Here is a 17,646-nt window from a genome sequence, read left to right as displayed (position 1 = left end):
TGTCCTTAGTCTTCAATATGCAGTTGTTGCAGCCGATAGCGCAGGCTGCGGAAACTGATGCCCAGCAGGCGCGCCGTGGCAGTCTTGTTCCATCGGCATTGTTCGAGGGCTGTTTGCAGAATGCGCCGTTCAATATCCTCCAGATAGCCTTCGAGGTTACCGTAGGCCGCGGCGACTTCCAGTGGCGCTTCACCGGGCGGCCCGGGGCTCTGTTGCGCAGCCGGCTGCGCGTTGAACTGCAGGTCGTCTGCGCTGATGGTGTCGCCGTCGGCCAAGGCAATGGCGCGTTCGAGTATGTTCTCCAGTTCACGCACGTTGCCGGGAAAACTGCAGCGCTGTAGTGCGGTCATGGCGCTGGGGTCGATGGTCGGAACGCTGATGTCAAGCTCGCTGCAGATACGTTGCAGCAGGGCATGCGCGAGCTCCGGGATATCGCTGCTGCGCTCACGCAGACTGGGGACGTGCAGGTCGATGACGTTGATACGGTAGTAGAGATCGTTGCGGAAGTGACCTGCAGCGACCTCGGTGGCAAGGTTCTTGTGTGTTGCACTGAGCAGGCGCACATCGGTGGCCTGTTCGCTGCTCGCCCCTACCGGGCGCACGGCTTTCTCCTGAATTGCCCGCAGCAACTTTACCTGCATGGCCAGCGGCAGATCGGCGACCTCGTCGAGAAACAGGGTGCCGCCCTCGGCGGCCTGAAATAGCCCCAATTTGTCCCGATTGGCGCCAGTGAAGCTACCTTTAAGGTGCCCAAAAAACTCGCTTTCCATCAGATCCTGCGGTATGGCGCCGCAGTTCACGGCGACAAACGGTCTTGCTGCCCGCGGCCCGTTGGCATGAATCAGCCTGGCCACAACTTCCTTGCCCACGCCGGATTCTCCCTGGATATGTACGGGCGCCTGGCTGCGGGCGAGCTTGACGACCTTCTTTCTCAGCGCGACGATTTGCGGGGCACTGCCCACCAGCCGCAGATCACTTTCATCCGCCTCGGGTTCCGCCGCAGTGGCGCCGTCTTTCAGGCGCAACGCGGAACTCACCAGATTGCGCAAGCGCTCCAGCTCAATCGGCTTGCTGATGAAATCGAAAGCACCGGCCTTCAGTGCGGCAATCGCTGTTTCCACGCTGCCATGTGCGGTAATCATGGCCACCGGAATGTCTGGAAACTCCTGCTGGATATATTCAACCAGGTGTATGCCATTGCCGTCAGGCAAGCGCATGTCGGTCAGGCAAAGGTCGGGTTGCAGTTCCGCAATGCGTTGGCGGGCCTCGCCCAGTGTGGCGGCGCTGAAAGACTCCAGGCCCATGCGGCTGAGCGTAATGGCCAACAGCTCGCGAATATCGGGTTCATCATCAACGACAAGAACAGTTTGTGCGACCATGGCGCTACAGGTCCCTCTGGTTCAGTGCCACCCGGAAGCAGCTTTCTCCACGTGCCGTGGTGCGATAAAACAGGTCGGCATTATTCATTTCACACAGCTCCTTGCACAGGAACAAGCCCATGCCGCTGCCCTCGGTGACGGTGGTGTAAAACGGCTCAAACAGCAGAGCCTGCTCTTGTGCGGGTACGCCGGCTCCGGTGTCGATAACGTCAATCAGGCACTGGTGTTTACTGAAATCCAGGCTGACTTCAATGCGTGCTGTTTCCTTGTCTGTGGCCATCTTACTGTGACGTAGAGCGTTGTCCAGAAGGTTGCCGAGCACACGCTGCAGGTTCTCCTGGTCAAACTCCACCAGCAGATCGGGGTAACTGCAGTCGACGGTGACCTCGGCGGTGTCACGCCCGGAGTCAAGGTAGTTGCCAACAAAGTTGGGCAGCCATTCCGCGAGCAGGATGTACTCGGGCTTCGGTGGCTCGCGGCGCGAAATCTGCAGCACGCTTTCCACCGTCTGGTTTACCCGCCGGCTGTGTTGTTGAATGATGTCGGTGAGGCGGCGGTCGGCTTCCGACAGTCCGGCCGACTCCCGCAACAACTGCGCGGCATGGCTGATGGCGCCCAGCGGGTTGCGAATTTCGTGTGCGATGCTCGCGGTGAGACGGCCCAGCGAATTCAGCTTCAGCGACTGCGCATAGCGGGTGACCGGTGTGTAGTCCTCAATGAACACCAGTGCCTCGCGTTCGGAGCCGGACTGCAGCTCCCGAAAGTGGGCAATGACCGTGGGCGCTTCCTCCGCCACGCGGAATGGATGCGCGCGATGCAGGTGTGCTTCCCGCCAGTGCTGGAACTGCTCCGCAAGCTCTTCACTGTAGTCGCGCAGCTTCCGTCCTTGCTCCATGGTAATCGGTCGCTCGGGTGACAGCATGACACTGGCGGCCTTGTTCATCACGCGCACGGCACCACTGTCGGTGACCAGCAGTATGCCGGTTTGCATGTGCTGCACGATCTGTTCGTTGAGGCGCTGCAGGTTGTACAGGTCGCTGGCGCGGCTGCGAGCCAGTTCTTCGGCTCGCCCCAGGCGCATAGCAACGAATTGCACCATCAGTGACACTCCGAAAATCAGCAGGCCCAGCAGTCCGGCCGGGAATAGCGCGTTGATCTCCAGGCTGTCACGCAGTATGAGCCAGACGGTGTCGGAGAGAATGGCCAGAGAACTGATGGCCGCGAGCAGGGTGGCGAGCGTGCGATTGGGAATGATCACCGACGATGCGGCCACGGTGATCACCAGCAACACGGGCAGGCCGCTGATCATGCCGCCACTGGCATCTGCCATCAGCACCAGGGCGACAATGTCGACCAGAAATACAGCAAAGAGGGCGCGCTGGTTGAAGCGCCATTGCCAGGCCAGCGCGGCCAGCAGCAGCGCGCTGGAGGCGAGATACGCCGATGCGACACCGAGATAGAGCGCCGGGTTGAGTGCGCCCACCAGTGGCCGTGTATTCGGGCTGATAAGCATGATCAGCAATACCACCGACAACATGGAACGGTAGGCGACATAAATGCGAAACAACAGAACGTTCTGTTGCGAGACGGCTTGTGGGGGCGGTCGGGTTAATATTGCGGGTCGAGTCACGCGGCAAGCTGGCCTGAGTCTGTTGGAGCAGCTAGTGTAACAGCACCTGCCCGGAGGGAACGAGGCGCCGCAATGCCGCTGCGGTGTGCGAGTAATTCCTGCGCAGGTCTGGCAGCCGGCGCCGCTTTCCCGGAAAATACGGCTTTCTTTTCAGCAAGTGCGGAATGTCGATGTCCAGCCTCAGTATTGTCATGGTGCAGATGAACACCCTCGTGGGTGACTTTGAGGGCAATACCGCCCAGGTCATTGAAGCCATGCGGCGCGCGGAGGCAAAAGTCGCTGCGCCGGTGCTGGTGTTCCCTGAGCTGACGCTCAGTGGCTATCCACCGGAAGACCTGTTGCTGCGCCCGAGCATTGAACTGCGCGTGAACCAGTCTCTGCAGGCGATCAAGGCGGCGATGACCGGTGACGCCTGGCTGGTGCTCGGCTACCCGCGCAGGGAAGGCATTGCTCTTTATAACGTTGCCGCTGTGCTGCACGGCGGCGAGATCGTTGCCGAGTACCGTAAACAGTGCCTGCCCAACTATCAGGTATTCGACGAAATGCGCTATTTCCAGCGCGGTGACAGCCCTTGTGTCGTGCAAATTCAGGGTATAAGGGTTGGCTTGACCGTGTGTGAGGACATCTGGGAGCCCGGGCCGGTGCGCGATGCGGCACAGGCCGGTGCCGAGCTGGTATTGAATTTGAACGCGTCGCCCTATCACCGCGGCAAACGCATTGAGCGCTGGGAACTGGTGGCGGAACGCGCGAGTCGCAATCGTTGCCCGATCGTTTACGTAAACCAGGTCGGCGGCCAGGATGAGCTGGTGTTTGATGGTGGCTCCTTCGCCGTCGATGACGAGGGTGAGCGGGTAGTGACCGCGCCGAATTTTGTCGCCGGTGAGTACTGGCTGACCGCTTCCCGTGAAGGGGAGCGGGTGTGTCTCGCTGGTGAGGATCAGGCGCCGGCACTGGATGAGCTTGAGGCCACCTGGCAGGCGCTGGTGCTCGGGCTGCGCGACTACGTCAACAAGAACCGTTTTCGCGGGGTGGTGTTGGGGCTCTCAGGCGGCATCGACTCAGCACTGACGTTGGCGGTCGCTGTAGAGGCACTGGGGTCAGACCGTGTGGAGGCGGTGATGATGCCTTTCCGCTATACCGCACAGATGAGCGTCGAGGATGCCGCAGAGCAGTCCGCCCTGTTGGGCGTGGCGCACAAGGTCATCTCCATTGAGCCTATGTACGAAGCGTTCATGGCGGCGCTGGAGGACGAGTTTGCCGGCACGCGCGCCGATACCACCGAAGAAAACCTGCAGGCGCGCTGCCGCGGTGTCCTGCTGATGTCCATTTCCAACAAGAAAGGCTTGCTGGTGCTGACCACCGGTAATAAAAGCGAGCTGGCGGTGGGTTATTCAACGCTGTATGGCGACATGGCGGGAGGCTTTGATGTGCTCAAGGACGTCCCCAAAACGCTGGTATTTGAACTTTCACGTTACCGCAACAGCATCGCACCCTGTATTCCACAGCGCGTGATCGACCGCCCGCCATCTGCCGAGCTGGCACCGGACCAGAAGGACGAAGACAGCCTGCCGCCTTACCCTGTGCTGGATCGGATTCTGGAGCTGTATGTCGAGCAGGACTTCAGTGCGGCGGCCATTATCGCCTCGGGAATGGACTCCGAGCAGGTGCACCGGGTGTTGCGGCTCGTGGACCTGAACGAATATAAGAGGCGGCAGGCGCCCATTGGTGTACGCATTACCCGGCGCGGTTTTGGCAGAGATCGTCGCTATCCCATTACCTCGGCGTGGACGCCGGGCGACTAGGGAACGCGCCTAGCGGTAGAGGTCCCGGGTATCAAATTCGGGCACTTCCGGCGGATCGAACAGGCCTAGCGTAAGCCGGTTCACGATGGAGCGCTCTGGCCCGTCGAGGGAGTAATCCGAGCGGAAGTTGCCGTTCTTGTCCAGCGCGGGATAGTCGGGGTAGTTCAGCTTCAGCACATCGATGGCATCCTCGGCAAGGTCGTTCATACCCAGCAGAATATAGCCCTGTGCCATTACCGCCAGGCCATCGGCTACCGCCGGTGTGCGCTGGAAGTTCTCAACCACGTAGCGTCCGCGGTTGGTGGCGGCGAGATAGGCGCCGCGCCGGAAGTAGTAGTTGGCCACAAGGATTTCGTGTCGCGCCAGCAGGTTGCGCAGGTGCACCATGCGCGCTTTGGCATCGGCGGCATAGGGGCTTGCCGGGTAGCGCGCGACCAGTTGGGCGAACTCGGCGAAGGCCTCCCGGGCGTGTTTCATATCGCGGCTGCTTTCGTCGGTGGGCAGGAAACGCGCGAAAATGTCCGATTTTGCCGAGTAGGCGGAAAGCCCTTTCATGTAGTAGGCATAGTCGACACTGGGGTGTTGCGGGTGGAGGCGAATGAAGCGGTCGGCGGCCTCCACGGCAGCCTCGTGCTCATAGGCTCCGTAGTGGGCGTAAATCAGTTCCAGCTGCGCCTGCTCGGCGTATTTGCCAAACGGGTAACGCGACTCCAGCAGCTGCAGGCTGCGCACAGCCAGGTCGTAGTTGCGGCTGCGCAGATAGCGCTGGGCATTCTCGTACATCTGCTGCTCGCCGCTGTCGGCGGACAGGTCGTCGAGTTCGTCGTTTCCGGCGCACCCCGCCACAAGCAGGGCGAGGAGCAGCAGGAGCGGGGTGATTTTCAATGATTTCAACAAGGTGGTAACCGCTGGCGTGATAGACTGGGAACGTACAATAGCCACCATTTAACCACATCGCCCGCGGGGCATAAACAGGAATTCCGATGTCAGAGAGGATCCAGGACAACGCCGAAGTGGATGTCGCGCTGGATGGCGAGCGGCTGGATCAGGCCGCCGCCAAGCTGTTCCCGGAATATTCCCGTTCCCGGCTGCAGACCTGGATCAAGCGCGGTGAACTGTTGGCCAACGGCAGGGTTTGCCGCCCTCGCGACAAGGTCTACGCGGGCACGGCGCTTACCGTGGATGCCGTGCTGGAAGATGAGGTCAGCTGGCAGCCGCAGAACATAGCGCTGGATATTCTGTATGAGGATGACAGCATCCTCGTGCTGAACAAGCCCGCAGGCCTGGTCGTGCACCCGGCGGCGGGGCATGCCGATGGTACGCTGGTCAACGCGCTCCTGGCACACCACCCGGCCATGGCCCAGTTGCCCCGGGGGGGCATCGTGCATCGCCTGGATATGGAAACCTCGGGGGTGATGGTGGCGGCGAAAACGCTGGCGGCGCATCACCACCTGGTGGACCAGCTGCAGGCGCGCACCGTCAAGCGCCAGTATTGTGCGGTGTGTATTGGGGCCATGACCGGTGGTGGCACGATTGACGAGCCCATCGGCCGGCACCCTCGCCAGCGCAAGAAAATGGCGGTGGTCAGCAATGGCAAGCCCGCGGTCACTCATTACCGCGTGGCGCGTCGGTACGCGCATCATACCCGCATCACGGTGAACCTCGAGACCGGCCGCACGCACCAGATCCGGGTGCATATGGCTTTTCGTCACTATCCCTTGATTGGCGACCCGGCCTACGGTGGACGCCCGCGTATTCCGCGTGGTGCCTCGGAGCGCCTGATCAGCATGCTCAGGGGCTTTCCCCGGCAAGCCCTGCATGCGGAGTCGCTGGGGCTGTTGCACCCGGTTAGCGGCGAGGACATGCAGTTCGACTGTCCACTGCCGGAGGACATGCAGACGCTACTGGCGGTGCTGGATGAAGAAGACAGTGCCCAGTCCCGCCCTGATTACACCTGACTGGCCGGCGCCCGCGGCGGTTTCGGCGCTGGTCACGACCCGCAGCGGAGGGTTCAGCCGCGGGCCCTGGCAGGGGTTCAATCTCGGTGATCATGTTGGCGACGAGGCGGATGCCGTTGCTGCCAACCGGTTGTTGCTGCAGGAGCAATTGGGTGCTGGCACCCGCGTACAGTGGCTGCAGCAGGTGCATGGTACTGCGGTGGTGCTGGCCCCCCGGGCTCAAGGCGTACCGGTAGCGGATGCCAGCTGGTCAGGCGATCCGGGCGTTGCCTGCGCAGTACTCACGGCGGATTGCCTACCCGTGCTGCTGTGTGATCGCGCGGCGACCGTAGTGGCGGCAGCCCATGCGGGCTGGCGTGGCCTGGCAGAGGGCGTATTGGAAGCGACCGTGCGCGCGCTGCCGGTGCCCGCAGCCAGCCTGCTGGCCTGGCTGGGCCCCGCCATAGGGCCCGCGGCGTTTGAAGTGGGGGCCGAGGTGCGAGATGCTTTTCTCGGCGCGGATGGGTCCGCGGCTGTGCTGGAGGCATTCACGCCGGCCCAGCGCCAAGGCCATTACTTTGCAGACATCTACCGCTTGGCGCGTTTGCGTCTTCAGGCGGTGGGTGTAACCGCAATCTATGGCGGCGGTTTCTGCACCGTCGACGATGCCGCGCGCTTCTATTCCTACCGTCGTGACGGCGTTACCGGCCGCATGGCGAGCTTGATCTACCTCAATGCCTCGGCCGATCACGGCTGATCCCACACTTGAAACAGGGTTTTTTCACCCCATCTATTGCTCATGGATTGATGCATGGCCAGCGCCCAAAGTTGGCAAGCAAGGAGATACTGAGTAATGAGAATGGACAAACTGACCAACCAGCTGCAGCTCGCACTGGCCGATGCCCAGTCACTGGCTCTGGGCAAGGATCACAATTTCATTGAGCCTGTGCACCTGCTCGCTGCGCTACTGCAGCAGCAGGGTGGCTCAACGCGCCCGCTGCTGCAAAAGGTGGGCGCCAATGTGGCTGGCCTCGCGGAGGGCGTAAACAGCGCCGTTGAGGCGCTCCCCAGGGTGAGTGGCAACGCGGGCGATGTGCACGTTTCCAACGATCTGACCCGTATCCTGAATGTCAGCGACAAACTGGCACAGAAGGGTGGTGATACCTACGTCTCCAGCGAGCTTGTGTTGCTGGCGCTGGTGGAAAACAAGGGCACGGCCGGCGAGCTATTGAAGCAGCATGGGGTGACCGCACTCGCCTTGCAGGGCGCGATAGAACAGATGCGCGGAGGTGAAGCTGTGAATAACCCGGAAGCTGAGGAATCCCGCCAGGCGCTGGACAAATACACCATCGACCTCACCGAGCGCGCGGAACAAGGCAAGCTGGACCCGGTGATTGGCCGCGACGATGAAATTCGTCGCACTATTCAGGTGTTGCAGCGTCGCACCAAGAACAATCCCGTGCTCATCGGCGAGCCCGGCGTGGGCAAGACCGCGATCATTGAAGGGCTGGCGCAGCGCGTCATCAACGGTGAAGTACCGGAAGGCCTGAAAGACAAGCGGATTCTGTCACTGGACCTCGGTGCCCTGCTGGCGGGTGCCAAGTATCGCGGTGATTTCGAGGAGCGCCTGAAAGCGGTACTCAACGAACTCTCGAAGCAGGAAGGCCGTGTCATCCTGTTCATCGACGAGCTGCACACCATGGTGGGGGCCGGCAAGGCCGAGGGTTCCATGGATGCCGGAAACATGTTGAAGCCCGCCCTGGCCCGCGGTGAACTGCACTGTGTGGGCGCTACAACGCTGGATGAGTACCGCAAGTACATCGAGAAGGATGCAGCCCTGGAGCGGCGCTTCCAGAAAGTGCTTGTGGATGAGCCGAGCGAGGAAGACACCATTGCCATTCTGCGCGGCCTGAAGGAGCGCTACGAAGTGCACCACTCGGTCGACATTACCGACAGCGCCATTATCGCTGCGGCCAGGCTTTCCACCCGCTACATCACCGACCGTCAGTTGCCGGACAAGGCCATCGACCTGATTGATGAGGCCGCCAGCCGTATCCGCATGGAGATCGATTCCAAGCCGGAGTCCATGGACCGCCTGGAACGCAGGCTGATCCAGCTCAAGATCGAGCGCGAGGCCGTGAAGAAGGACTCCGATGCGGGTGCCCGCAAGCAGCTGGAGCTGCTCACCGAGCAGATCGACAAGGTCGAACGCGAATACTCCGACCTGGAAGAGGTGTGGAAGGCTGAGAAGGCCTCGTTGCAGGGCGAGGCGCAGGTCAAGAGCGACCTTGAGCAGGTCAAGCTCGAACTCGAGGCCGCGCGCCGCGCCGGCGACCTCACACGGATGTCCGAGCTGCAGTACGGGCGCATTCCCGAATTGGAGAAACAACTGGCGTCTGCACAGGCAGCTGAAACCGAAGAGCGCACCCTGCTGCGTAACAAGGTCACTGATGAAGAGGTGGCCGAGGTGGTTTCCCGCTGGACGGGCATCCCCGTTTCCAAGATGCTGGAAGGTGACCGCGATAAGCTGCTGCGCATGGAGGACTTCCTGCACCAGCGGGTGGTTGGGCAGGACGAGGCGGTGAAGTCGGTGTCCGATGCCGTGCGCCGCTCGCGCGCGGGCCTGTCGGACCCCAATCGTCCCAACGGTTCCTTCCTCTTCCTCGGGCCCACGGGCGTGGGCAAGACCGAACTGTGCAAGGCGCTGGCCGAGTTTCTGTTCGACAGTGAGCAGGCGATGGTGCGCATTGATATGTCTGAGTTCATGGAGAAGCACTCTGTGGCCCGCCTGATCGGTGCCCCGCCCGGCTATGTGGGCTATGAGGAAGGCGGTTACCTGACTGAGGCCGTGCGCCGTCGTCCTTACTCGCTGCTGCTGCTGGACGAGATCGAGAAGGCCCATCCTGACGTGTTCAATATCCTTCTGCAGGTGCTGGACGATGGTCGCCTGACCGATGGTCAGGGCCGTACCGTCGACTTCCGCAACACGGTGATTGTGATGACGTCGAACCTGGGGTCCGACCTGATTCAGGAGATGGCGGGCGAAGAGCATTACCCGGCGATGAAGGCCGCGGTCATGGGTGTTGTCGGGCAGCACTTCCGCCCTGAGTTCGTCAACCGCATCGACGAGACGGTGGTGTTCCACCCGCTGGCGGCAGAGCAGATCCGGCATATCGCCGATATTCAGCTGCAATGGCTGCGCAAGCGTCTTGCCGAGCGCGAGCTGGCTATCGAGATTACCGATGCCTTCATGGACCGCCTCGCTGCGGTGGGTTACGACCCTGTTTATGGGGCCCGCCCGCTGAAGCGCGCCATCCAGCAAGAGCTGGAGAACCCGCTGGCCCAGCGTATTCTTTCGGGTGAGTTCGTGGCGGGCGACACCATCCTGGTGGATGTGGCTGGCGAGGGCAGCGCGTTCAGCAAGGCCTGACCGCAGCGCCAGGGTCTGGGCCGCGTCAGCGTGACCAGCAATCCGCCCCCGCCCAGGGGGGATCGACCAGGACACCCTCTTGGGTAATCGCGAATGTTCCACAGGCGTCGCCCACCTGGCGACCTTGTGGCACGGCCTGCATGGCATAGTTGTGTGTATCCGGGCCCTCCGGTAGCACTTCCGGGATATTGCGCAGCACATAGTGGCCCGCCAGCGAGCGTCCATCGGGGTGCAACCAGATGTCCGCAACGCTGCCGAAGCGACCGTGGGCTGCATGCCAGCGTTGCTGCAGGAGGTGTGCGCGCAGCAGGCTGTTCATGGCGTCACTGCGTCGGCTGCTGGAGAGCAGGGGGTCAATGGCATAGGTCAGCAGCAGAAAACTGACGAGCGTCGACGCCAGGATGACCGCGGTGATTTTAAACCTGCGCCTGGTCAGTCGCAGAATTGCCGGATGGCTTCTTCTGCCTTGGCGCGCTCTGCGGCCACCTGTTCCTCATCGAGGTAGCGCAATTCCCCCTGATCGTTGCGCAGGCGAATGCGCCCTGGTTTGTTCAGCGTGGCGAGGTTGTTGCGCGCGGTCTGGCAGAACTCGGGGTTTTTCTTGCTCCGGGCCATGTCGGCTTCGTCAATCTGGTCAAACTGGTTGCCGGGGCGGGGAACGACCTCTGGCGGCACGGCGCCCTCGTCGGCACTCACCACGCGCTTGAGCCCGGAGCGCGAGGAAATCACTTCGTATTCCGTGCCCTTCGGCGGCGGACGATCGCTGTATACCGGGTTTCCGCGGCCGTCCTGCCAGCGGTAGTGGGTGTCTGCGGCGGCCAACTGCAGGCTGGCCGTGGCCAACAGCATTATCAGGGCGCTGCCGAGACCCTTGCGGAGTGTTGCTTTCACACGCGTCGTCCCTGTCTTGGAAGGCGTTTGTCGTTAAAGTACCCCAGCCCGCGCGGTGGCGCAATGCGCCCGGTCAGGCAAATGCTGCCAACTGGCGACTTTTCACGTTGACAAGCCCTGCCGTCGCACCAACAATAGGCCGGTCTCTTGAGTGGTAACGACTAATTCCGGGTACCCCCGGCCACTGGTCCACCGCTGTGTTGTCATTATTCACAGCGGCTGTTCATGAGTCCCGTAATCAACCTGCGCCCTACTGGCGGGGGTTGAGGGCCAGACACTGCGCTACCTCGCAGGGCGACCGATACACGGGTGTTCGTGATCGATTTCCTCCGCGGAGCTCCCGGTTCATGCCGGTGGCGGGTCTCGAGCACTGTGTCGCGCCCAGGGGGTGGCGTCGCCAGTCAGGCACCGGGTCAGGTGCTTGGCTCCGCAACGTCCACACAACAACTTGAACTGCTTCGGCGAGGGTTACGCGCCGGGCGTTTACGTTAGTGGGAGAGACATTGTGGAGCTGTTATCTGGCGGTGAGATGATCGCCAAAGCGCTTGAAGATGAAGGCGTAGAGTACATATTCGGCTATCCGGGCGGTGCGGTCCTGCACATTTACGACGCCCTGTTCAAAACCTGTAAAGTGCCTCATGTATTGGTGCGCCACGAGCAAGCCGCCACGCACGCCGCCGATGGCTATGCGCGCGCTACCGGCAAGCCGGGGGTGGTACTGGTGACCTCGGGGCCGGGCGCGACCAACGCGATAACCGGCATCGCCACGGCCTACATGGACTCCATTCCCATGGTCGTACTGTCGGGGCAGGTTGCCACGCACTTGATTGGCGAAGACGCCTTTCAGGAAACCGATATGGTGGGCATCTCGCGCCCGATTGTGAAGCACAGCTTCATGGTGCGCCATGCCGAGGACATCCCGGCGACCATCAAGAAAGCCTTTCACATCGCTACCACTGGCCGCCCCGGCCCTGTGGTGATCGATATTCCGAAGGATTGCACCCGGCCCGACGCCAAATTCGAATATCACTACCCCGATAACGTGAAGTTGCGCTCCTACGCGCCCGCTCAGCGCGGTCACACCGGGCAGATCCGCAAAGCAGCCAAATTGTTGCTGAGCGCCAAACGCCCCGTGATCTACGCGGGCGGTGGGGTGATTCTGGGCGAAAGCAGTGAGCTGCTGACCACGCTGGCGCGGACACTGAATTATCCGGTGACCAATACCTTGATGGGTTTGGGCGCATACCCCGCAACCGACCGCCAGTTTCTCGGCATGCTGGGCATGCACGGGTTTTATGAAGCCAACATGGCCATGCACCACAGCGACGTTATTCTCGCGGTGGGCGCACGCTTCGACGACCGCGTGACCAACACCGTTTCGCGCTTCTGCCCCGGTGCCAAGATTATCCACATCGATATCGACCCCACCTCCATCTCGAAAACGGTGGCGGCGGACATTCCCATTGTGGGCCCCGTACAGTCGGTGCTCGAGGACCTGCTGGACATTATCGGCAGCCTGCAGGACAAGGACGCGCAGCAGCCGGATACCGGTGCGCTCGGGCGCTGGTGGCAACAAATTGAGGAGTGGCGCGCCAAGCACGGTTTATGGACCGGGCGTCGTTACGGTGAAAGCGACCGCATCATGCCCCAGCAGGTCATCGAAAGCCTGTACCGCGTGACCGGCGGCGATGCCTATGTCACGTCAGACGTTGGCCAGCACCAGATGTTCGCGGCGCAGTACTACAAGTTCGACAAGCCCCGACGCTGGATCAACTCGGGGGGCTTGGGAACAATGGGCTTTGGCCTGCCAGCCGCGATGGGTGTGAAGCTGGCCTTCCCGGATATGGACGTCGCCTGTGTGACCGGTGAGGGCAGTATCCAGATGAACATTCAGGAGCTGTCGACCTGCAAGCAGTACAGCACACCGATCAAGATCATCAACCTGCGCAACAACTACCTGGGCATGGTCAAGCAATGGCAGGATATGCAGTACGAAGGGCGCTATGCCATGAGTACCTACGAGGACTCCCTGCCCGACTTCATCAAGCTGGTCGAGTCCTACGGCCACGTGGGCATTCAGGTGACCCGCCTGGAGGAGCTGGATCAGCGCATGGAGGAAGCCTTTGCCATGAAAGACCGGCTGGTATTCCTCGATATCTTTATCGACCCCATGGAGCACGTTTATCCCATGCATGTCGCCCCCAACGGCGCCATGAAGGATATGTGGCTCAGCAAAAACGAGAGGACCTGACATGCGACGCATTATTTCCATCCTGCTGGAAAACGAGCCGGGTGCGCTGTCACGGGTAATCGGCCTGTTTTCCCAGCGTGGCTACAACATCGAAACGCTGAACGTGGCACCGACGGAAGATCTCACCCTGTCTCGCCTGACGTTGACCACCACGGGTGATGACAAAACCATGGAGCAGATCACCAAGCAATTGAACAAGCTGGTGGATGTGGTCAAGCTGGTCGATCTCTCTGAAGGCGCGCACATCGAACGCGACCTGATGCTGATCAAGGTGCGTGCGAGCGGTACCATGCGCGATGAGATCAAGCGCACGACGGATATTTTCCGTGGCCAGATTGTGGATGTGGGGCCCAATACCTACACCATCCAGCTCACCGGGACGGGGGAGAAGCTCGATTCTTTCGTGGCGGCGATGGCCGAGGCGGACATTCTCGAGGTTGTGCGCTCGGGGGTGGCGGGGATCTCTCGTGGGGAGAAAGTGCTCAGGCTCTAGGGTGCTGGGTTGGGTGGCGAACGCGAGGGCCGCAAGGGCCGGGCGGGAACCGCTACGAGCACATCCATGTGCGCTTGTAGACGGCCATCCATGGCCGTCGACATTCCCGGCAAGCCCCGCGGGTGCCAGCGTCCGCCACTCCCCCGATCCCGGCACGAACCAAAACCAGCTACGGCCCGAGCCTGCCCCGAACTACCATCACCACAAAAAAGGGCCCCGAAGGGCCCCCACACATGTGCCAGCGCCTGAAACCCTCAGACGATACGCTTCATCGACGTCATGTAGCCACGCAGCTTCTTGCCCACGATTTCCACCGGGTGCGCCCGGATCTTCTCGTTGACCGCAATCAGTTCCCGGTTGTCGACCGTGTTGTCGCCCGCGATCGTCTTGCCGATAACGTCAGTGTCGATATTCGCCATAAAATCCGCCAACAGCGGGCGGCAGGCGTGATCGAAGAGGTAGCAGCCGTATTCCGCCGTATCCGAAATCACCACGTTCATCTCGTAGAGCTTCTTGCGGGCAATCGTGTTGGCGATCAGCGGCGTTTCATGCAGTGACTCATAGTAGGCAGACTCGTCGATGATGCCGGCCGCGACCATGGTTTCAAACGCCAGCTCAACCCCCGCCTTGACCATGGCGATCATCAGGATGCCATTGTCGTAGAAGGCCTGCTCGCTGATTTCCGCGCTGGTGTTGGGCGTGTTCTCAAACGCCGTTTCCGCCGTGGCTGCACGCCACTTAAGCAGGTTGGCGTCATCGTTGGCCCAGTCTTCCATCATCGTACGCGAGAAGTGCCCTGTCATGATGTCGTCTTGGTGCTTTTCATACAGCGGACGCATGATGTCCTTGAGCTCTTCGGCCAGATAGAAGGCGCGCAGTTTGGCGGGGTTTGACAGGCGATCCATCATGTTGGTGATGCCGCCGTGCTTGAGGCCTTCGGTCACCGTCTCCCAGCCGTACTGGATCAGCTTGGAAGCGTAGCCGGGCTCGATGCCTTTTTCGATCATCTTGTCGAAACAAAGAATGGACCCGGTCTGCAACATGCCGCAGAGGATGGTTTGTTCACCCATCAGGTCTGACTTCACTTCCGCGATGAACGAAGATTCCAGGACGCCGGCGCGGTGCCCGCCGGTGCCGGCGGCGTAGGCTTTCGCCAACTCCAGGCCTTCGCCGCGCGGGTCGTTTTCGGTGTGTACCGCAATCAGGGTGGGTACGCCGAAGCCGCGCTTGTATTCCTCGCGAACCTCGGTGCCGGGGCACTTGGGGGCGACCATAATGACTGTGAGGTCTTCGCGAATCTTCATGCCTTCTTCAACGATGTTGAACCCGTGTGAATAGGCCAGGCAGGCGTCCTGCTTCATTAGCGGCATGACTTCGGCAACCACAGCGCTGTGCTGCTTGTCGGGGGTAAGGTTCAAGACCAGGTCTGCCTCGGGGATGAGCTCTTGATAGGTGCCCACGGTGAAGCCGTTATCGGTGGCGTTCTTCCAGGACTGGCGCTTTTCGGTGATGGCGCTGTCGCGCAGGGTGTAAGAGACATCCAGCCCACTGTCGCGCAGGTTGAGGCCCTGGTTGAGGCCCTGTGCGCCGCAGCCGATGATGACCAGTTTTTTGCCGCGCAGTTTGTCCACGCCATCAGCAAACTCTGCCGCGTTCATGAAACGGCATTTGCCGAGTTGGTGCAGCTGCAGGCGCAGCGGCAGTGTGTTGAAGTAGTTCTGTCCCATGGTATGGCCCTGATTTGAGTGATTTACGTGCATCATACGGCAATGCGAATTTTGCGCAAAAAGCTATATGGTTGAAACTGTTTTGCGAATATCGCAAAATAAGTCCATGGATACTAAAGCGCTACAGGTTTTCCTGTCGGTCGCCGACAGTCTCAACTTCAGCCGCAGTGCTGAGCGGCTGCACATGAGCGTGAGCGCTGTCAGTCGTACTGTGCAGCGCCTGGAGGATGAGCTTGGTCAGCGTGTGCTGGAGCGTGATCAGCGCAACATGCAGCTCACCCCGGCGGGGCGCACGCTGCGTGACTACGCGCAACGCAGCGTGTCGGACTGGCAAAGCCTGCGGCGGCAGATGCGAGGGGATCAGCAGCTTGCGGGGGAAGTGAACCTCTACTGCTCGGTCACAGCCAGTTACAGCATTCTCGCCCCCATTCTTGAGGCCTTTCGTCAGCGTCAACCAGGGGTGGAACTCATGCTGCACACCGGGGACCAGGCCGACGGTGTTGAGCGCGTGCTGACCGGCCAGGAGGATGTTGCCGTCAGCGGTCGTCCGGGGTATCTGCCGCCGCGCCTGGCCTTCCTGTCACTGTTACAATCCCCTATGGTGGTCTGCATGCCCGCGGCGGATTGCGCCGTGCGGCGCATGCTGCTGGCCAGCGATATGTCTGCCGCGGATTTTGACTGGTCGAATATCCCATTTATTGTCCCCGAGCGCGGCGTCACCAAGGATATGCTGGACGCCTGGCTGGAGCGGCGTGGCAGTCGACCGCGCATCTATGCCCAAGTGGCGGGGCACGAGGCCATTGTGGCGATGGTGGGCCTGGGTTTGGGCGTGGGTATCGCGCCTGAGCTGGTGATCCAGGCCAGTGGTATGGCATCACGGGTGACGGCGGTGCCGGTGTGGGAACCGCTGCCGCCACTGGACATCGGTCTGTGCAGCCTGAACAGCCGGCTTGCCGACCCCAGGGTTCGCTCGCTGTGGGATGTGGCCCGGCAGACCTACGAGGCCGCGCTTTGATATACTCGCGGCACATTGTTAAACAGGTAATGCCATGAGTGACAAGGTGGAGGACGAGTCGGCGAAGGATGCAGGCCAGGATGCGGGCCTGCAGGGTGTGGCACCTTCGCTGGATCTTATCGTTGACGAGCATGAGGAAGAAGTCTCTGAAAACGGCCGTACCGTGCGCCGCAAGGGAATTTACCTGTTACCCAACCTGATGACGACCGGAGCCCTGTTCGCCGGTTTTTACGCGGTGGTTGCTGCCATGCGAGGTGACTTCGAGAGCGCCGCGATGGCGATTTTCTTCGCCATGATTTTCGACGGACTCGACGGGCGCATCGCGCGTATGACCAATACCTCGAGCAAATTTGGTGCCGAATACGACAGTCTGTCGGATATGGTGTCGTTTGGCGTGGCGCCGGCGCTGGTCATGTTCAGTTGGGCGTTGGGCGAACTCGGCAAGTTCGGCTGGAGCGCCGCGTTCGTGTACGTTGCCTGCGCGGCGTTGCGTCTCGCGCGTTTCAACACCCAGATCGACACGGCGGACAAGAACTATTTCACGGGGCTGGCCAGTCCGGCAGCGGCTGCGGTTGTGGCCAGTACAGTCTGGGTGTGTCACGACCTGGGCTGGACCGGGCAAGACTTGCCCATGGAGGTTGCCGTGCTGGTGGCCCTGCTGACCACCGTGTTGGGCCTGCTGATGATGGCGAATTTCCCCTATTACAGTTTCAAGGGCGTTGATTTCCGTGGTCGTGTGCCGTTCGTGGCGATGATTGTGCTGGTGCTGGTGTTCAGTCTGGTCACCTTGGACCCACCGAGTATGTTCCTGCTCGCTTTTCTCGTGTACGCCGCGTCTGGACCGATAATGCAACTGCAGCGCTGGCGCAAGGCGCGTCAAAACAAGGTCTGATAGGGTGTTCAATGCTGCCTCCGGGGCGCGTGTGGCACCGGGTTCCAGCGTGCTCCCAAAATACTTTTAAATATTTTCGCAAAAGCCCTTGCAGGGCATTCGTCGATACGTATAATGCGCATCCTCGGTTGGGGGCAACCACCAACGGGAACACGGCAGCCAAAGCGCTTCCGGGCTATTTAACAAAGAAACGAAGACA

General features: G+C 61.1%; 14 protein-coding genes. 8 read left to right on the top strand and 6 right to left on the bottom strand.

Annotated features, from left to right (window positions below):
* Nucleotides 1-5: 5 nt before the first annotated feature.
* Together EGJ68_RS14905 and EGJ68_RS14900 are read right to left on the bottom strand one after the other, a co-directional pair.
* Complete coding sequence (locus tag EGJ68_RS14905; protein ID WP_123035367.1) at nt 6-1,379, bottom strand: sigma-54-dependent transcriptional regulator; 1,374 nt, start codon at nt 1,377-1,379, stop codon at nt 6-8.
* Between the two features lie 4 nt (nt 1,380-1,383).
* Complete coding sequence (locus tag EGJ68_RS14900) at nt 1,384-2,946, bottom strand: sensor histidine kinase (RefSeq protein WP_233248849.1); 1,563 nt, start codon at nt 2,944-2,946, stop codon at nt 1,384-1,386.
* 233 nt (nt 2,947-3,179) lie between these two features.
* Here EGJ68_RS14900 and EGJ68_RS14895 point away from each other — a divergent pair, with 233 nt between their 5' ends.
* Nucleotides 3,180-4,811, top strand: coding sequence for an NAD+ synthase (locus EGJ68_RS14895; RefSeq protein ID WP_123035366.1), 1,632 nt, complete (start codon nt 3,180-3,182; stop codon nt 4,809-4,811).
* Between the two features lie 9 nt (nt 4,812-4,820).
* Here EGJ68_RS14895 and EGJ68_RS14890 read toward each other — a convergent pair whose 3' ends face one another.
* Nucleotides 4,821-5,705, bottom strand: a complete 885-nt coding sequence (locus tag EGJ68_RS14890) for an outer membrane protein assembly factor BamD (RefSeq protein ID WP_233248848.1) — start codon at nt 5,703-5,705, stop codon at nt 4,821-4,823.
* An 89-nt stretch (nt 5,706-5,794) separates the two neighbouring features.
* Between EGJ68_RS14890 and rluD the strand changes: the two genes are divergently transcribed.
* The 3 genes from rluD (at nt 5,795) to clpB (ending at nt 10,178) form a co-directional block, all read left to right on the top strand.
* Nucleotides 5,795-6,769, top strand: a complete 975-nt coding sequence (gene rluD, locus EGJ68_RS14885; protein WP_123035364.1) for a 23S rRNA pseudouridine(1911/1915/1917) synthase RluD — start codon at nt 5,795-5,797, stop codon at nt 6,767-6,769.
* A complete protein-coding gene (gene pgeF, locus EGJ68_RS14880; RefSeq protein WP_123035363.1) occupies nt 6,729-7,505 on the top strand; it encodes a peptidoglycan editing factor PgeF in 777 nt (258 codons plus the stop codon). Before rluD ends, pgeF begins: the two co-directional genes overlap by 41 nt.
* A gap of 96 nt (nt 7,506-7,601) precedes the next feature.
* Nucleotides 7,602-10,178 carry an ATP-dependent chaperone ClpB gene (clpB, locus tag EGJ68_RS14875; RefSeq protein ID WP_123035362.1) on the top strand — a complete coding sequence of 859 codons (2,577 nt, stop codon included), beginning with the start codon at nt 7,602-7,604 and terminating at the stop codon, nt 10,176-10,178.
* A 25-nt stretch (nt 10,179-10,203) separates the two neighbouring features.
* On the opposite strand, the gene EGJ68_RS14870 is transcribed toward clpB, so the two are convergent.
* Both EGJ68_RS14870 and EGJ68_RS14865 read right to left on the bottom strand, forming a co-directional pair.
* Nucleotides 10,204-10,527: a type IV pilin protein gene (locus tag EGJ68_RS14870; protein ID WP_269845676.1), complete on the bottom strand. Its 324-nt coding sequence runs from the start codon at nt 10,525-10,527 to the stop codon at nt 10,204-10,206.
* An 83-nt stretch (nt 10,528-10,610) separates the two neighbouring features.
* Complete coding sequence (locus tag EGJ68_RS14865) at nt 10,611-11,069, bottom strand: DUF4124 domain-containing protein (RefSeq protein WP_233248847.1); 459 nt, start codon at nt 11,067-11,069, stop codon at nt 10,611-10,613.
* Between the two features lie 505 nt (nt 11,070-11,574).
* On the opposite strand from EGJ68_RS14865, the gene EGJ68_RS14860 reads away from it, so the two are divergent.
* Together EGJ68_RS14860 and ilvN are read left to right on the top strand one after the other, a co-directional pair.
* A complete protein-coding gene (locus tag EGJ68_RS14860) occupies nt 11,575-13,320 on the top strand; it encodes an acetolactate synthase 3 large subunit (RefSeq protein ID WP_123035359.1) in 1,746 nt (581 codons plus the stop codon).
* Nucleotide 13,321: 1 nt separating this feature from the next.
* The gene (ilvN, locus tag EGJ68_RS14855; protein ID WP_123035358.1) at nt 13,322-13,813 is read left to right on the top strand and encodes an acetolactate synthase small subunit; all 492 of its coding nucleotides are present in this window, start codon (nt 13,322-13,324) and stop codon (nt 13,811-13,813) included.
* Nucleotides 13,814-14,067: 254 nt separating this feature from the next.
* Here the strand turns inward: ilvN and ilvC are convergent, their stop codons facing one another.
* Complete coding sequence (ilvC, locus tag EGJ68_RS14850; protein WP_123035574.1) at nt 14,068-15,540, bottom strand: ketol-acid reductoisomerase; 1,473 nt, start codon at nt 15,538-15,540, stop codon at nt 14,068-14,070.
* Between the two features lie 106 nt (nt 15,541-15,646).
* Here ilvC and ilvY point away from each other — a divergent pair, with 106 nt between their 5' ends.
* Both ilvY and pssA read left to right on the top strand, forming a co-directional pair.
* Nucleotides 15,647-16,555, top strand: a complete 909-nt coding sequence (gene ilvY, locus EGJ68_RS14845) for an HTH-type transcriptional activator IlvY (RefSeq protein WP_123035357.1) — start codon at nt 15,647-15,649, stop codon at nt 16,553-16,555.
* 34 nt (nt 16,556-16,589) lie between these two features.
* Complete coding sequence (pssA, locus tag EGJ68_RS14840) at nt 16,590-17,447, top strand: CDP-diacylglycerol--serine O-phosphatidyltransferase (RefSeq protein WP_123035356.1); 858 nt, start codon at nt 16,590-16,592, stop codon at nt 17,445-17,447.
* Nucleotides 17,448-17,646 lie beyond the last annotated feature (199 nt).

The organism is Haliea alexandrii (assembly GCF_003719295.1).
Classification (GTDB): Bacteria; Pseudomonadota; Gammaproteobacteria; order Pseudomonadales; family Halieaceae; genus Haliea; species Haliea alexandrii.
The sequence above is the reverse complement of the archived record's forward strand: the minus strand, read 5'-3'. Positions and strand labels throughout refer to the sequence as shown.